This window comes from Gulosibacter chungangensis (assembly GCF_008831155.1).
GTDB lineage: Bacteria > Actinomycetota > Actinomycetes > Actinomycetales > Microbacteriaceae > Gulosibacter > Gulosibacter chungangensis.
Genome location: NZ_WBKB01000002.1, coordinates 1 through 17,001, shown reverse-complemented (window position 1 = coordinate 17,001; position 17,001 = coordinate 1). Strand labels below are relative to the sequence as shown.

Genomic DNA, 17,001 nt, shown 5'->3' with positions numbered 1-17,001 from the left:
CGACGAATTGCGGGATTGAGTGTCCAATTCCTTCTCCCCCAAGTAGTCTGGGCGATATGTCTTTCGCGGAACTCTCATTGGGGCGCCGCCTGCGCCTCGGCGGAGCGATCGCGATCGCAGTCGTAGTGGTACTGGTGGTCGCGCTGCTTATCGTGCATTTTTCGACCGCGAACAACAAAGCAAGCGCGCAGGAAGAACTGATTCGCCAGACCGTCAGCGACTCGGGTGTGGCCACGGATTACAACATCCTCAAGGTCTCGGATGGCGACAGCGGCTACACGCTCAGTATTTCGCTGAAGCAGGATGCACCACCAGCCGCAACCGGTGAGTTGCTGCATACGCTCTACGGAGATATCGAGGCTGTGTCGCGAGTGAACCTGAGTTTCACCGAGACGCAGTCGCTCAGCACCAGCAAACTCGAACGGTCAACACAGCAGTGGACGGATCTCGTCGGGCACGTTGAAAGCGCAGGTGCGGTAACCGCCACGTTCAGCCAGGTCGGCCCCACCGGTGCCGCCACCTACTGGCTCGATCTGACCACCTACGCAACTGACCCCGCCGCCGAATACGAGCGCATCCAGGAGATTCACCGGCCAGCCTGGCTGACCTACGGGAATCTCCAGCTCACCACCTCCCCAGATTCCTGGCCGGCACTGCTGATTAGTGCCGGTCGCGACATCACGCCGGATGAGCTGAACACCTTCCGTTCCTTGAACCGTGAGCTTGCCGCCACGGTCAAAGAGGGCGAGCACTACGAACTGAAAATGCACGTGGAACTCGGCGCCGAATCCGCCGAATTTGAAATGCGGATCATCACCGAACCGCTCAACCACGCCTCGGAGACTCCCGCTCCTGACGGCGGCGACGCCGCCAACGGTCCGGGGCAGGCACCCGAAGAACTCCAGCAGCAACCGGATTCATCCACCGAACAAGCCCCGGAAGCTACGACGCCGCAGAACGATGGCAACGGTGGCACCACCACGCCGGATAAGGCACCGGGTGGCTCGAGTAATACTGATTCCCCTTCCACCAAGGACCCTTCCACTAAGGAACCGAACCCCACCTCGGGCAGTGAACCCTCGCCGGAGCCCACTGAGGAGCCGCTGCCGGACGGTCCGAACAGCACGGTTCCGGATGTCGAACCCGATCAGAATTCAGTCCCACCGCTGTCGGTCCGGCCGAAGGAAACGCCTCAAGGGATCAACCCCGCGGATCCAAGCGCGCGAATAGAGACAATCTCGACCACGCTCAGCACCCGCTCAGAGCTCATTCTCCTCGAGAATGGGCTCTTCGCCTATACGGTGAAAATTCAGATCGATGACCAGGAGCCGCTCCTCTTTGAGCGGTAGTGGATCTGAACGGTAGTGGATCGACCGTCTCAGCGGGCACGGGGATGCGCGGTGGCGTACATTTCTCGCAGTGCATCTTGGGTCACCTTGGTATAGATCTGGGTGGTCGAAACCGAGGCGTGGCCCAGCAGTTCCTGCACCACCCGCACGTCGGCGCCACCTTGCATGAGGTGCGTGGCAAAGGAATGGCGCAGCGTGTGTGGGGACACCGATTTCCCGAGCTCCGCACGATCCGCAATCTCTTGCAGTATGAGTCCCGCCGATTGGCGAGATAACGGCCCTCCACGCACGCCGAGGAAGAGTCTGGGACTCCCGGTCCCCTGTGCCGCGAAACGTGGCCGTACGCGCACGAGATAGGCGTCCAAGGCTTCCTGGGCATAGGAACCGAGCGGCACAATCCGCTGCTTGCCACCTTTACCCAGCACTCGGACGAAATCACGATCAATCACGTCGTCCACGTTGAGGGACACCGCCTCGCTGATGCGGGCACCGGTGGCGTACAGCAATTCAAGTAGCGCCCGATTGCGTAGCTGTTGCGGATCGTCACCACTGGCGGCATCTAACAAACGCTGAACTTCGTCAACCGTCAGCGCCTTCGGCAGTCGGCTCGGCAGCTTTGGAGAGCGAAGGTCCCGGGTGGCATCTTCCGAAACCTCTCCCTCATCCTCCATGAAGCGATGCAGGCTTCGGATGCTGGATGCCGCGCGTCCGGTGGAGGAAGCGGCCAGTTCCAGGCCGCCTTCGAGTTTCGGTGCGCGCAACCAAGCAATGAACGCTCTTGAATGCTCAGGCGTAATACCGCCGGGCTCGGTTATCCCCTGCTGGGTAAGGAACTCGGTGTACCGATCGAGGTCGCGCCGATAGGCCTGTAAAGAGTTCGCCGACAGGCCGCGTTCGATGGTGAGATACCGGAGGTAGCGTTCAACGACCCGTTGAAGTGCTGTGCGCCCGCTCGTCTTCTCGCGACTCACGGATGCGTCATCAGGCGCGTTTGCCACCGTCAAGTGCCCTTGGAGTTACGGCTGGGAAATCCGGGCGGGTCGACCACTCTGCTTCAGCATCCCGCAGGGTCTGCCAGTTCTGCCGACGTGATTCGTTGGCCGCGAGAATACCGACGCACACCGCGGGGTTGTGCAGGTCACCGCGGAGGATCGCCGCTACGGCGTCGTCGAGAGTCACCCAGGCGATCTCAATATCGGCCTCTTCGTGCTCTCGGACAAAGGCTTCGCTGGTCGGTGTGAGCCCGGTCGCAAGATACACCCGGATGGATTCACTTGAGCCGCCGGGGGTGGTCCAGAAATCGACCAGCACCGACCAGTTGGCGGCGGCATAATCGGCTTCTTCCGCGAGCTCCCGCTTCGCGGCCGCGAGCGCCGATTCTCCCGGTGCATCCAAGAGTCCCCCGGGAATTTCCCAAGTGCGTGCGCGAACCGGGTGGCGGTATTGACGGATGAACAGCACCCGGTCGTTTTCGTCGAGCGCGATGATCTGCACGGCACCGGTGTGGTCTACGAATTCGCGTTGGATATCGTTGTCGCCATAGCGGAGCGTCTCCGAGCGCAGGTTCCACACCCAGCCGCGATACGGCGTGGTGCTTTCCAGAATTTCATGCGTTTCCGGAACATCCCGGAATTCTGGCGCGCTGGAAGACTCGGAGACGCTCATCGCTTAGCCTTCGTTATTTTCTTCGTCGACTTCGACCAGGCGGCTCGCAGCCTGGCGCTCAAGTGCCGCACCGAGCAGGCCACTGAACAGCGGATGAGCTCGGTTCGGACGTGACTTGAGTTCGGGATGCGCCTGGGTGCCAACGTAGAAGGGATGCGCGTCGGCGGGCAGTTCAACGAACTCCACGAGGGAGCCATCCGGTGAGGTGCCCGAGAAGCTGAGGCCGGCATCCGCAATCTGCTCGCGGTAGGCGTTATTCACTTCGTAGCGGTGACGGTGTCGCTCGGTGACGTCCTCCTCGCCATAGGAGGTTGCGACAACCGAGCCAGCCGCGAGTTTCGCGGGGTAGGAACCGAGGCGCATGGTGCCACCGAGTTGCCCACTTTGCACGATATCGACCTGTTCGGCCATGGTTGCGATCACCGGGTGCTCGATGTTCTCGTCAAACTCTGAAGACGAGGCGCCCTCAATACCGGCGAGGTTCCGCGCGGCTTCAATCACCATGCACTGCATCCCGAGGCAGATACCGAGGGTTGGAATGCGGTTCTCACGAGCAAAGCGCAACGCGCCGAGTTTGCCCTCGATTCCGCGGATCCCGAAGCCACCGGGTACGACGATGCCATCAACATCCGACAGCTTGGCGGCGGCACCCTCCGGGGTTTCGCATTCGTCCGAAGGAATCCAGCAGATCTGCGCGCGCGAACCGTGCGCGAATGCTCCTGCGCGGATCGCTTCGGTCACCGAAAGATACGCGTCGGGCAGGTCCACGTACTTGCCAACGAGCGCGATGGTGACAGTCTCTTTCGGGTCATGGACCACGTTCAGTAGGCGTTCCCAGTCGGCGAAGTCGAATTCGCCAACATTCAGCCGCAACTGCTCGATGATGTACTCATCGAGGCCCTGTTCGTGCAGTGTGCGCGGGATTTCGTAGATCGAAGAAAGGTCCGGGGTGTTGACGACGGCTTCTGCCTCAACGTCACACATGAGCGCAATCTTCGCTTTGTTCGAGTCCGTGACGGGACGATCACTTCGCAGCACCAGCGCATCCGGCTGGATACCCGCGGAGCGAAGCGCAGCAACGGAATGCTGCGTGGGCTTTGTCTTCTGCTCCCCCGAAGCTCCCATGAATGGCACAAGCGAGACGTGCACGAAGAACACGTTATTGCGGCCAAGCTCGTGACGAATCTGCCGTGCGGATTCAATGAACGGCTGCGATTCGATGTCACCGATCGTGCCACCGACCTCGGTGATGATCACATCGGGGCGCGGTTCTTCGGTGGCCTGGAGGCGCATCCGGCGCTTGATCTCATCGGTGATGTGCGGGATGACCTGTACCGTTTCACCGAGGTATTCTCCCGCACGTTCCTTTTCGATGACGCGCGAGTAGATCTGCCCGGTGGTTACGTTGGCCGCTTCGGTGAGGTTCACATCAAGGAACCGCTCGTAGTGCCCGATGTCAAGGTCGGTTTCAGCGCCGTCTTCAGTCACGAATACTTCACCGTGCTGGAACGGGTTCATCGTGCCGGGATCCACGTTGAGGTAGGGGTCGAGCTTCTGCATAACAACACGCAGACCGCGTGCGGTAAGCAGGTTGCCGAGGCTGGCCGCAGTCAGACCCTTGCCGAGCGAGGAGACCACACCGCCCGTCACGAAGATTTGCTTGACCGGAGTTTCGGTTGGCGCGGATGGGGCTGGTGCAGTTGCGTCATTCACGGATTTCGATCCTATATCACCTAGCGACGGTTGCGTTCGATTGCGCGGCTCGCCGCAGTAATTCCTGTGCGTGTGCCTGTCCGGATTCTGAGTCGGTGAGGCCGCTAAGTAGCCGCGTCATTTCTTCCACCCGCTCGGATTCGCCCAGTTCGCGGATCGAGGAACTCGTCACCCCGGCCTCGGTGAGCTTTTCAATCCGCACATGGTGGTCGGCAAACGCCGCCACTTGAGCGAGGTGGGTAACCACAATGACCTGGCTCGATCGGGCAAGTCGTTGCAGCCGGGCACCGATTTCGAGGGCTGCCGCCCCGCCAACACCCGCATCCACTTCGTCGAACACGAGTGTGGGCACCGGGTTGGCACCGGCCAGCACCACCTCGAGCGCAAGCATGACACGGCTGAGTTCACCACCGGATGCCCCCGTCCGCAGCGGTGTCGGGTCGCTCCCCGGATGCGGGGTCAAGAGGAATTCAATCCGGTCACGCCCGTGCCTGCGGATTTTCTCTTCCGAGGTGACGCTCACCACTAGGGTTGCGTTCGGCATAGCCAGTGCGCGAAGCTCTTCGGTGGCTTCCTGTTGCAAGCGCTCGGCTGCGGCCTGACGGACACTCGTAAGCTTCGAAGCGGCGTCTTCCAGAGCTTGCTCTGCCTCAGTCACTTCTTCGCGTAGCTGCGGTAGGCGGGTATCGTCTCCGGCGAGTTCGAGAAGCCGGATACCGGCCTGCTCGTAGTCCTTGAGAATCTCTTCGAGGTCTTTGCCGTAATCCCGTTTGAGCTGCTCAATCGCCGCCAGTCGATCATTGAGCGAGTCGAGTTCGCCCACACCGTCAGTGTCGAGGTCAGCGAGGTAGCTCGCGAGGTTTTCAGCGAGTTCATCGATCGCGTATTCCAAGTCCGCGGCGTTTTCTGCGGCGAGGTCGAGGGATGCATCCGACCGGAAGCCCCGGTCAATACTCGCGCGCACATCCCGCACACGCTCACCGAGTGACCCGCCGGGCACTTCCCCAGCCAGCAGGGTGTGTGCGCCGCCAATGTCGGCGCGCAGCTGCTCGCGGTTGCTAAGCCGTTCAATCCGACGCAGCAGCAACTCGTCCTCACCGAGTTCCGGCTTGACCGCTTCAACCACATCAATCAGGGCCCGGAGGCGCTCCCGCTCGGCTTCGCGGTCGGCAGCGGATGCGCCGAGTTCCGAAAGTTCCGCACGCAGCGTTGCGAGTGCTTCGAAGCGTGAGCTGAACTCCGCCAGCGCAGTTGCAGTTTCTTCACCGCCGTACTGGTCAAGCGCAGAACGCTGGGCGCCTTCTTGGGTCAAGCGAAGTTGTTCAGATTGACCGTGGATCGCGACAAGGAGCTCCCCACCCTCCACGAGCGTGCTGGCCGGCACCGACTGACCACCGAGCCACGCTCGCGAACGACCGTTCTTGGCGATCTGTCGCGAGATCACCACGGCCCCTCGCTCGCGGCCATCATCATCCGTGAACGTTTCGACTTCTCCGCCAGCCGCATCCACGAACTGGGCATATTCCCCGTCCGCTTCGACGAGCAAGTGACCATCAACTTTTGCTCGTTCGGCATCCTTTCGGACCGCATTTGCCGAGGACCGTCCTCCAAGTAGGAGGCCTAGCGCCGTGACCACCATGGTCTTACCGGCACCGGTTTCACCGGTGATCGCGGTAAATCCTCGTCCAAGTGGGAGTCGAGCCTGGTCAATTACTCCGAGCCCGCGGATCTCGATGTCTTCGAGCATTAGTGCGCCTTACCCCGCCAGCCAACGACGGGAAGTTGGAATTTGTTGACGAGTCGAGTCGTGAAGGGCGACTGGTGCAGTCGAGCCAGCTTCACGGATTGTGGGGAGCGCTTCGCTTTCACGAGTGCCCCTGCCGTCAGTTCGATGGAGCGACGGCCATCCAGCCAGAGCACCGCAGAACCTCCGTCCCGCGGCTGCACTTCCACGGAAAGCTCAGAATCTGGCCCGACGACGAGCGGTTTCGCAAAGAGCGCGTGTGCCGAAACGGGCACAAGCACGATGGCTTCCACCTGTGGCCACACGACCGGCCCACCGGCAGAGAACGAGTAGGCGGTGGACCCCGTGGGGGTCGAAAACAGCACACCGTCGCAGCCAAAACTTGAGAGCGGCTCACCGTCGATCCAGATCATGATGTCCAGCATCCGCTCACGATTACCTTTTTCGATTGCGGCATCGTTGAGTGCCCAGTCGCGCTGCACATTGCCGGCCGGATCCTCGACTTCAATGTGGAGGGCCAGGCGTTCTTCAACGTCATATTTTCGCGAGATGATGCCTCGCACGACATCGGGCAGGGCTTCTTTCTCGCTTTCGGCGAGAAAACCAACGTGGCCTAGGTTCACACCGAGCACGGGCACATCCGCCGGGCGGGCAACTTCAACGCCACGCAGGATGGTGCCGTCGCCACCGAGCACAACCACAAGTTCACAGTCGCTGACGTCACAATCTCGCCCGAGTCGCTCGACGGACGAGGGGAGGTTGACCCCGGATCGCGCGTCAAGGTCGGAGGCAGTTTGCGCTTCCAGGACAGCGACAATTCCGGCATTATCGAGACGCCGAATGACGTTCACACTGGTGTCGATTGCCTCTTGCCGGGCAAAGTGGCTGACCACCAGGATGCGACGGGGTGGTGCTTTCTCCAAAGATTTCATTCCGCCCCTTTCATCATGATCCCTCGAACGCGATCTTCCCATTGTGACGCAGTTGTCCCTGAACGAGACAGCCACAAGAGATATTCGTGGTTGCCGTGGGTGCCGGTAATCGGGGATGACGCGAACCCTCTGGCCTGCCAGCCGAGATCAATCGCTTCTCGAACGATATCAATCACCGCCTCGGTCGCGACGGCCGAGTCGGTCACGATTCCGCCCCGCACGTACTTTCTACCAACCTCAAACTGCGGCTTAACAAGCAGGGCTGCATGCCGCAGATTCGGTGCTGCTTCGAGGAGGACCGGAAGGATGTACCGCAAGGAAATGAACGAGAGGTCTCCCACCACGAGTGAGATCGCCGCGGTGGGTATCGGGGCCCGGTTGATGCGGCTGGCACGAATCGAAGCGTCTAGTCGACTTTCGGTCAGATAGCGCGCGTTTTCACCCTCAATGACGGTCACTCGCGGGTCGCTTCGCAGCATCGGATCAAGCTGATCGTGACCGACATCGAGGGCGATCACCTCGCTGGCACCGCGTTCGAGTAGTACCTGGGTGAACCCACCGGTGGATGCGCCTAAATCGAGCGCCACTGCCCCGCTCGGGTCAATGTCGAATTCCCCGAGCGCTCGAATGAGCTTGTACGCCGCACGAGATACATAGGGCTCCGGCTCGACGACTTCGAGCCGGTCGTCGGCCTGGACTGACTGTGAGGGTTTCGTGACGGATACGCCGTTCAGCGTTACAGTTCCAGATTCGATCAAACGCGCTGCGGCCGTGCGACTGCGGGCGAGGCCACGCTTGGTCAGTTCACGATCAAGTCGCTCCGCCATAGTCAGGCCCCGAAGTCCAGCTCGGAATCTGTACCGTCGAGCACGCCACGGAGCTGCTCAAGTTCATGCTCATAGGCCGCCGCGCGCTCTTGCAGTGGCAGTTCCTCGATCGGATGCGGTACCGGCTCCATCCGCTCCGGTGCTACCGCATGTTCCTCGTCGTTCACGATTGCGCGTCCCACTGCTGATAGAGCTGCTCGGGAATCTGCAACGCATAAATCAGCTTGTCGGAGTTCCAGATCGCGGCGCACGCCGCGCGCAGGAGATTGAGTTTGTCTTTCCCCTTGGACTTGATCTGCAGATCAATGCCGTTCAGCACACAGCGCTCAGCGCCGACGCGGGCGTCCACCACTTCTGCCGCAGGATGTTCAATAACCACATTGGGATACGGTTCGGCGAGGCCGCGCATATCCGCGAGAATGTAGTCCGGTCGTTCGAGCGGACTCGCGGCAATGAGCTGCTTTGGTCCGTCGATGCCGGTGAGTACGAGGGCAGAACGGATTCCCGCGGCGCGAGCACCCTTAATGTCGGTGTCCAAACGATCACCGACCATGATCGCGGCCTTCGCGCCGAACCGGGCCTGAGCCGCTTCAAATAGTGGGGTTTCTGGCTTCCCGGCGACCAACGGCAGTTTGGCAACCGCCGTGTGAACCGCCGAGACGAGCGTGCCGTTGCCCGGTGCAATGCCCCGCTCCAACGGGATAGTCCAGTCCTGGTTCGTGGCAACCCAAGGAATATCGCGCGCAAGCGCGAAGGATGCCTCCGCCAGGTGCTGCCACCCCACATTCGGGGCGAAGCCCTGCACTACTGCATCCGGACGGTCATCCGCCGATCGAGTAATCCGGAAACCGGCCTTCTGCAGCTCATCGACCAGTCCATCCCCACCGACAACCAGCACGAGTGCCCCGGGAGCGACGAGGTCGCGCAGCATCTGGACGGCAGCTTGCGGGCTCGTCACCACATCCTCTGGCTGCGTTCCGAGCCCGAAGCCACGCAATTGCTCGGCCACAGAGGCATCTGTCCTCGATGCATTGTTCGTAATGTAGGCGACACGAATTCCCCGGCTTGCATATCCGTTGAGCGACTCAACGGCATAGGGAACCGCGTCCTTACCCTTGTAGACGACGCCATCAAGGTCGGCAAGAATTACATCCGCGCCGTCGAGCGGCGCAGGCGCATTCCCCGTTCCCGAACGAAACAGTGCCACAGGTTCTCCTTAGAATTCGAAGAGCGAAGGATGCGAGTCCTCATCCGAGTCAGAATCAGAGTCTTTTTCGTCTTCGCTGTCTGACTTATCTTCGACGGTACCCTTCGCCTCCGACACTGCTGTCTCTGGCGCGCCAGGTTCCGCCGCGGGGCTGGCAGCGTCGTCCGAGGAGCCTGCAGGAGCGACCTCGTCGATGGGCTCAAGGGTGTCTTCGGCAAGAACTCGAAGCTCGAATGGTTCTTCGGGCTCCGCTTGGGCTACATTTTCCGACTGGTCCGCCGCAGCCGCGTCGGCAGCAGCTTCAACTTCCGCGAGAATCTCTTCGTACTCAGTCTGAATCTGCTTCTCGATTGACTCGGTGACAGCAGGCAAGTCGATTTCGGAGTTCTCGAGCTCGAAGCTCGGAGCTTCTTCCGTGGATTCGTCAGATTCTGCGAGTGGCGCTTCATCCGTGCGGTGAGCTTCTTCTTCGCGGAAAGCTTCTGTCGACTCCGTTTCAAGGGTCGCCGCTACAGCTTCTTCCGCGTCGGCGTCAGTCGAAACTGCATCCTCGAGTTCTGACTGCGGTTCCTCCCCCGACTCTTCTGCCAGTTCGACGTCTTCGGAATAGATCTCGATGGTCTCGAATTCATTGTGCGAGACGGCCTCGAGCGCAGCTACTGCTCGCTTCGCTGCCTTGTGCCATAGCTTCGCTTCTTCGCCCTGGTCGAGGTCTTCAAGGACCGTGGCATATGCACTGAAGAGTCCCGGGCTGTAGTCGAAGGCACGAGTGCGGTCCAGCTGCGGGATCTCTAGCTCTGCAAGCGCAAGTTCCGGCTGGCCCTGGTCCAGACGTGCGCCGGACATCGCGATGGCCAGTTGCACTTGCTGCTCCACCGGGAGCGTCTTCTTGTCGATTGATCGACCAAGTTCGAGTGCCCGGTCGGGACGGCCCAGGCCGCGTTCGCAGTCCACCATGAGTGGTACCTGATCGTCGTTGCCAGAGATTCGGCGGTAGGTACGAAGTTCGCGAAGCGCCAATGCGAAGTCACCGACGGAATATGCCGTGATGGCGAGAGCTTCGCGAACCATAGCAATACGCCCGCCCCGACGGGATGCGCTCAGCGCATGCTGGTGCGCAAGCTCCGGGTCATTATCGATAAGGATGGATGCCATGGCCAAGTGCTTGGCAACGAACTCTGCGTTCTCCTTGGAAAGCGTCTTGAGTTCCATCCGCGCTTTGCCATCAAGATCCCGCTCTGTGATCCCCTCGGGAATGATCGGGTCCTCATGCTCTGCGCGGACTGCCCGCAGCTCCTGCGGACGGGCTGGAACGAGGCGGGCGCTATTTTCTTCCCGCTGTTCACGACCACCGCGGGAATCCCGACGGTCGTTACCGCCGCGGAATTCGCGTCGGCCGCCGTCCCTGCCGTAGGAGTTGCGACGTTCGTCATCTCGACCGTAGGACCTCCGGCGATCATCATCACGGCCGTAGGATCCACGACGATCATCGTTGCTGCGGTATGGGCGACGTTCCCCATCTCGCTTGAAGTCCTTGCGATCGCCGCCCTTGGCATAAGGTCGACGCTCGCCGTCTCGGCCATATGACTTCCGGCGATCGTCATCACGACCGTATGACTTACGTTCACCGTCACGACCATACGACTTACGTTCGCCATCACGACCATAAGAGCTACGTCGATCATTGTCACGACCGTAGGACTTGCGCTCGCCATCGCGGCCGTACGACTTACGTTCACCGTCACGACCGTAGGACTTGCGTTCACCGTCGCGGCCGTACGACGACTTACGTTCGCCATCACGGCCATAGGAACTACGTCGATCATTGTCACGACCGTAGGACTTGCGTTCACCGTCGCGGCCGTAAGAACTACGTCGATCATTGTCACGACCGTAGGACTTGCGTTCACCATCACGACCGTATTGCTTGCGCTCGCCACCGCGATCAGACGATGTGCGTCGGTCGTCGCTACTGCGGTAAGAATCGTTGCGTTTGCGGTAGCCGCCATCGCGTGGCGAGCTACCGCCGCGCGCACCGTCGCGGGAATCGTGGCTGCCAGACCGTCCTCGGTTCTGGTGATTTGGTTGGCCGTCACCTGCTCGGTTTCGGTCTCCGCGTCCTTCACCGCGTTCTTCAGCCATTTTCTCTTCCCTTCGTCGGTGCGCTGTGGAGTTATTGGCCCCTAGTCTACGTGTTCACAAGACAAGAGGGCAGTTTTGTGTTTGGAAAAGAGGGGATACCCCAAACAGGATATCCCCTCTATAAAAGAAGTCCGGCAGTGACCTACTCTCCCACACAGTCCCCCATGCAGTACCATCGGCGCAAAGACGCTTAGCTTCCGGGTTCGGAATGTAACCGGGCGTTTCCATCTCGCTATAACCACCGAAACACTATCGAATTATCAACCACCACACCCAACACCCCGTGAAACGAACCCACCAAATAGTGGACACACTTCACAGTGCTAGGAATGGTGCTCGACTATATATCGAGAACCACACAACGGACGCGAACACCCCCAGACCACAACAGTCTGGAATACATGTAATCAAATCTTCGGTCTATTAGTACCGGTCAGCTCCACACGTTACCGCGCTTCCACATCCGGCCTATCAACCCAGTCATCTACTGGGAACCTCACCCCCACAAAAGGGTAGGAAGTCTCATCTCGAAGCCGGCTTCCCGCTTAGATGCTTTCAGCGGTTATCCATCCCGAACGTAGCAAATCAGCCATGCCCTTGGCAGAACAACTGACACACCAGAGGTTCGTCCTTCTCGGTCCTCTCGTACTAAAGAAAGATCTCCTCAAACTTCCAACGCGCGCAGCGGATAGAGACCGAACTGTCTCACGACGTTCTGAACCCAGCTCGCGTACCGCTTTAATGGGCGAACAGCCCAACCCTTGGGACCTACTCCAGCCCCAGGATGCGACGAGCCGACATCGAGGTGCCAAACCATGCCGTCGATATGGACTCTTGGGCAAGATCAGCCTGTTATCCCCGAGGTACCTTTTATCCGTTGAGCGACAGCGCTTCCACAAGCCACTGCCGGATCACTAGTCCCGACTTTCGTCCCTGCTCCACCTGTCAGTGTCACAGTCAAGCTCCCTTGTGCACTTACACTCAAAACCTGATTACCAACCAGGCTGAGGGAACCTTTGGGCGCCTCCGTTACTCTTTAGGAGGCAACCGCCCCAGTTAAACTACCCACCAGGCACTGTCCCTGAACCGGATCACGGTCCGAAGTTAGATAACTAGAATGACCAGAGTGGTATTTCAACAACGACTCCACACGAACTAGCGTCCATGCTTCACAGTCTCCCACCTATCCTACACAAGCCACACCAGTCACCAATACCAAGCTATAGTAAAGGTCACGGGGTCTTTTCGTCCTGCTGCGCGTAACGAGCATCTTTACTCGTACTGCAATTTCGCCGAGTTCGCGGTGGAGACAGCTGGGAATTCGTTACGCCATTCGTGCAGGTCGGAACTTACCCGACAAGGAATTTCGCTACCTTAGGATGGTTATAGTTACCACCGCCGTTTACTGGGGCTTAAATTCAAGGCTTCGCCAAAGCTAACCCTTCCTCTTAACCTTCCAGCACCGGGCAGGCGTCAGTCCGTATACATCGTCTTGCGACTTCGCACGGACCTGTGTTTTTGATAAACAGTCGAGTCCCACTGGTCTCTGCGGCCACCACACCCCTTCACGCGTAAAGCGCTATAAGCGGATGGCCCCCCTTCTCCCGAAGTTACGGGGGCATTTTGCCGAGTTCCTTCACCACGATTCTCTCGATCTCCTTAGTATTCTCTACCTGACCACCTGTGTCGGTTATGGGTACGGGCAACACTGCAACCTCACGTCGATGCTTTTCTCGGCAGCATAGGATCACCAACTACGTCCAAAAGGACTTCCGCATCAGATCTCAGGCTTAATAAGTGACGGATTTGCCTATCACTTGCCCTACATCCTTGCCCGGATACAACCATTCACCCGGCTCGGCTACCTTCCTGCGTCACACCTGTTAATACGCTACACTCACCAACTCGGTTCACACCCTCCACACTGAAGCCACCCGAAGGCAGCAACAACGCTTCACGTGCTTAGCATTATCGGCTCGCATTGGGCGGTCACAACATCGGTACGGGAATATCAACCCGTTATCCATCGACTACGCCTGTCGGCCTCGCCTTAGGACCCGACTAACCCAGGGAAGATTAGCTTGACCCTGGAACCCTTAGTCATTCGGAGGACGGGTTTCTCACCCGTCTTTCGCTACTCATGCCTGCATTCTCACTCGTGCACCGTCCACGATCGGCTCCCGCCACCGCTTCACCCAGTACACGACGCTCTCCTACCAACCCCAAACTAAATTGGAGTTCCACAATTTCGGTGGTGTGCTTGAGCCCCGCTACATTGTCGGCGCGGAATCACTTGACCAGTGAGCTATTACGCACTCTTTCAAGGATGGCTGCTTCTAAGCCAACCTCCTGGTTGTCTATGCAACTCCACATCCTTTTCCACTTAGCACACGCTTAGGGACCTTAATTGGTGGTCTGGGTTGTTTCCCTCTCGACGATGAAGCTTATCCCCCACCGTCTCACTGCTACGCTCTCACTTACCGGCATTCGGAGTTTGGCTGACGTCAGTAACCTTGTCGGGCCCATCGGCCATCCAGTAGCTCTACCTCCAGCAAGAAACACGCAACGCTGCACCTAAATGCATTTCGGAGAGAACCAGCTATCACGAAGTTTGATTGGCCTTTCACCCCTAACCACAGCTCATCCCCCCAGTTTTCAACCTAGGTGGGTTCGGTCCTCCACAAGGCTTTACCCTCGCTTCAACCTGGCCATGGATAGATCACTTCGCTTCGGGTCTAGAACATACGACTCAACGCCCTCTTCAGACTCGCTTTCGCTACGGCTACCCCACACGGGTTAACCTCGCCACACATCACTAACTCGCAGGCTCATTCTTCAAAAGGCACGCCGTCACCCCAAAAGGCTCCGACGGATTGTAAGCAAATGGTTTCAGGTACTATTTCACTCCCCTCCCGGGGTACTTTTCACCTTTCCCTCACGGTACTTGTCCGCTATCGGTCATCCAGAAGTATTTAGGCTTATCGGGTGGTCCCGACAGATTCACACAGAGTTTCACGGGCTCCGCGCTACTTGGGATACTCCACAACGCGCATGCCATGTTTCAGCTACGGGACTCGCACCCCCTACGGTCAGGCATTCAAACCTGTTCACCTACACAACACGCTCACGCCGGCCGTCGGATAGAACGACCCTAGAAGTCCCACAACCCCGAACATGCAACCCCTACCCGGTATCACACACACTCGGTTTAGCCTCATCCACTTTCGCTCGCCACTACTCACGGAATCACTATTGTTTTCTCTTCCTGTGGGTACTGAGATGTTTCACTTCCCCACGTTCCCCCTCACCACCCTATATATTCAGGTGGGAGTGACCACACACAATGCGGCCGGGTTCCCCCATTCGGAAATCCTCGAATCAACGCCCGTTTATCGACTCCCCGAGGCTTATCGCAGATTACTACGTCCTTCATCGGCTCCAGATGCCAAGGCATCCACCATTTGCTCTTAGAAATTTGCTTACATGAATAGAAATCAAGAAAAACCCAATCAAGAAATTGAACTTTTCAGAAACTACAAGAAACACCAACCACCACAACCAGACACGCTGGCTGTAATGACGGGCATTTCTAAGATGCTCGCGTCCACTATGTAGTTCTCAACATACAGTCGAACCCAACCCGCCCCACAAAACAATGTCCATGGTTTGGAACTGGCCCGAAAGAAAACCGTCACCCAAAAGAACCACGCTTACGCGCTCCGTTCCTTCGCGTGTCCGGTCCTCCAGGACCCAACAGCGTACACACAATGTCTAATGTTCCACCCACACCCAACAACGACATTCGCGCTGTACTGGATGTTCAAAAATACTCCTTAGAAAGGAGGTGATCCAGCCGCACCTTCCGGTACGGCTACCTTGTTACGACTTAGTCCTAATCACCGATCCCACCTTCGACAGCTCCCCCCACAAAAAGTGGTTAGGCCACCGGCTTCGGGTGTTACCGACTTTCATGACTTGACGGGCGGTGTGTACAAGGCCCGGGAACGTATTCACCGCAGCGTTGCTGATCTGCGATTACTAGCGACTCCGACTTCATGGGGTCGAGTTGCAGACCCCAATCCGAACTGAGACCGGCTTTTTGGGATTCGCTCCACCTCACGGTATCGCAACCCACTGTACCGGCCATTGTAGCATGCGTGAAGCCCAAGACATAAGGGGCATGATGATTTGACGTCATCCCCACCTTCCTCCGTGTTGACCACGGCAGTATCCCATGAGTCCCCGGCATAACCCGCTGGCAACATAGGACGAGGGTTGCGCTCGTTGCCGGACTTAACCGAACATCTCACGACACGAGCTGACGACAACCATGCACCACCTGTATACCGACTCCAAAGGAGGGCACTGATCTCTCAGTGTTTCCGGTATATGTCAAGCCTTGGTAAGGTTCTTCGCGTTGCATCGAATTAATCCGCATGCTCCGCCGCTTGTGCGGGCCCCCGTCAATTCCTTTGAGTTTTAGCCTTGCGGCCGTACTCCCCAGGCGGGGCGCTTAATGCGTTAGCTACGACACAGAAACCGTGGAATGGTCCCCACATCTAGCGCCCAACGTTTACGGCATGGACTACCAGGGTATCTAATCCTGTTCGCTCCCCATGCTTTCGCTCCTCAGCGTCAGTAACGGCCCAGAGATCTGCCTTCGCCATCGGTGTTCCTCCTGATATCTGCGCATTCCACCGCTACACCAGGAATTCCAATCTCCCCTACCGCACTCAAGTCTGCCCGTACCCACTGCAGACCCGGGGTTGAGCCCCGGGCTTTCACAGCAGACGCGACAAACCGCCTACGAGCTCTTTACGCCCAATAATTCCGGACAACGCTTGCACCCTACGTATTACCGCGGCTGCTGGCACGTAGTTAGCCGGTGCTTTTTCTGCAGGTACCGTCACTTGCGCTTCTTCCCTACTAAAAGAGGTTTACAACCCGAAGGCCGTCATCCCTCACGCGGCGTTGCTGCATCAGGCTTGCGCCCATTGTGCAATATTCCCCACTGCTGCCTCCCGTAGGAGTCTGGGCCGTATCTCAGTCCCAGTGTGGCCGGTCACCCTCTCAGGCCGGCTACCCGTCGTCGCCTTGGTAGGCCATTACCCCACCAACAAGCTGATAGGCCGTGAGCCGATCCAGAACCGATAAATCTTTCCAACCAAAGACCATGCGGCCTCGGCACCTATCCAGTATTAGCTCCGGTTTCCTGAAGTTATTCCAGAGTTCTGGGCACGTTGCTCACGTGTTACTCACCCGTTCGCCACTAATCCACCAAAGCAAGCTAAGGCTTCATCGTTCGACTTGCATGTGTTAAGCACGCCGCCAGCGTTCGTCCTGAGCCAGGATCAAACTCTCCGTAAATGAACAACACTGACATGAACACAAAACGCATCCACACCAGCAAAATTCGAAATAC

The 17,001-nt window shown here is 58.6% G+C and carries 10 protein-coding genes and 3 rRNA genes; 1 reads left to right on the top strand and 12 read right to left on the bottom strand.

All coding sequences use genetic code 11. From position 1 onward, the window contains the following. The first annotated feature begins 56 nt into the window (after positions 1–56). A complete protein-coding gene (locus F8O05_RS03480; protein ID WP_158051382.1) occupies positions 57–1,349 on the top strand; it encodes a hypothetical protein in 1,293 nt (430 codons plus the stop codon). A gap of 29 nt (positions 1,350–1,378) precedes the next feature. Here F8O05_RS03480 and xerD read toward each other — a convergent pair whose 3' ends face one another. The 12 genes from xerD to F8O05_RS03425 form a co-directional block, all read right to left on the bottom strand. Next, entirely contained in the window at positions 1,379–2,347 is a 969-nt protein-coding gene (xerD, locus tag F8O05_RS03475; protein ID WP_192497022.1) for a site-specific tyrosine recombinase XerD, read from the bottom strand. After that, a complete protein-coding gene (locus tag F8O05_RS03470; RefSeq protein ID WP_158051381.1) occupies positions 2,331–3,014 on the bottom strand; it encodes an NUDIX domain-containing protein in 684 nt (227 codons plus the stop codon). The genes xerD and F8O05_RS03470 overlap by 17 nt, the downstream gene beginning before the upstream one ends. Positions 3,015–3,017: 3 nt before the next feature. Further along, a complete protein-coding gene (locus F8O05_RS03465; protein ID WP_158051380.1) occupies positions 3,018–4,727 on the bottom strand; it encodes a CTP synthase in 1,710 nt (569 codons plus the stop codon). Between the two features lie 16 nt (positions 4,728–4,743). Further along, positions 4,744–6,474, bottom strand: a complete 1,731-nt coding sequence (gene recN, locus F8O05_RS03460; protein WP_158051379.1) for a DNA repair protein RecN — start codon at positions 6,472–6,474, stop codon at positions 4,744–4,746. Continuing rightward, on the bottom strand, positions 6,474–7,403 hold the full coding sequence (locus F8O05_RS03455) for an NAD kinase (protein ID WP_158051378.1): 930 nt from the start codon (positions 7,401–7,403) through the stop codon (positions 6,474–6,476). Before F8O05_RS03455 ends, recN begins: the two co-directional genes overlap by 1 nt. Beyond that, a complete protein-coding gene (locus F8O05_RS03450; protein WP_158051377.1) occupies positions 7,400–8,230 on the bottom strand; it encodes a TlyA family RNA methyltransferase in 831 nt (276 codons plus the stop codon). Before F8O05_RS03450 ends, F8O05_RS03455 begins: the two co-directional genes overlap by 4 nt. A 2-nt stretch (positions 8,231–8,232) precedes the next feature. Then, positions 8,233–8,412, bottom strand: a complete 180-nt coding sequence (locus tag F8O05_RS14750; RefSeq protein WP_192497021.1) for a hypothetical protein — start codon at positions 8,410–8,412, stop codon at positions 8,233–8,235. Next, entirely contained in the window at positions 8,394–9,437 is a 1,044-nt protein-coding gene (locus tag F8O05_RS03445; RefSeq protein ID WP_158051376.1) for an HAD-IIA family hydrolase, read from the bottom strand. The genes F8O05_RS14750 and F8O05_RS03445 overlap by 19 nt, the downstream gene beginning before the upstream one ends. A gap of 9 nt (positions 9,438–9,446) precedes the next feature. Further along, positions 9,447–11,579 carry a primosomal protein gene (locus F8O05_RS03440; protein ID WP_158051375.1) on the bottom strand — a complete coding sequence of 711 codons (2,133 nt, stop codon included), beginning with the start codon at positions 11,577–11,579 and terminating at the stop codon, positions 9,447–9,449. A gap of 129 nt (positions 11,580–11,708) precedes the next feature. Then, positions 11,709–11,825: ribosomal RNA gene (gene rrf, locus F8O05_RS03435) — 5S ribosomal RNA — on the bottom strand. 157 nt (positions 11,826–11,982) lie between these two features. Beyond that, positions 11,983–15,060, bottom strand: a 23S ribosomal RNA gene (locus tag F8O05_RS03430). Between the two features lie 356 nt (positions 15,061–15,416). Then, a 16S ribosomal RNA gene (locus F8O05_RS03425) occupies positions 15,417–16,946 on the bottom strand. Together the 16S, 23S and 5S rRNA genes form the textbook arrangement of a ribosomal RNA operon. Between the last annotated feature and the right edge of the window lie 55 nt (positions 16,947–17,001).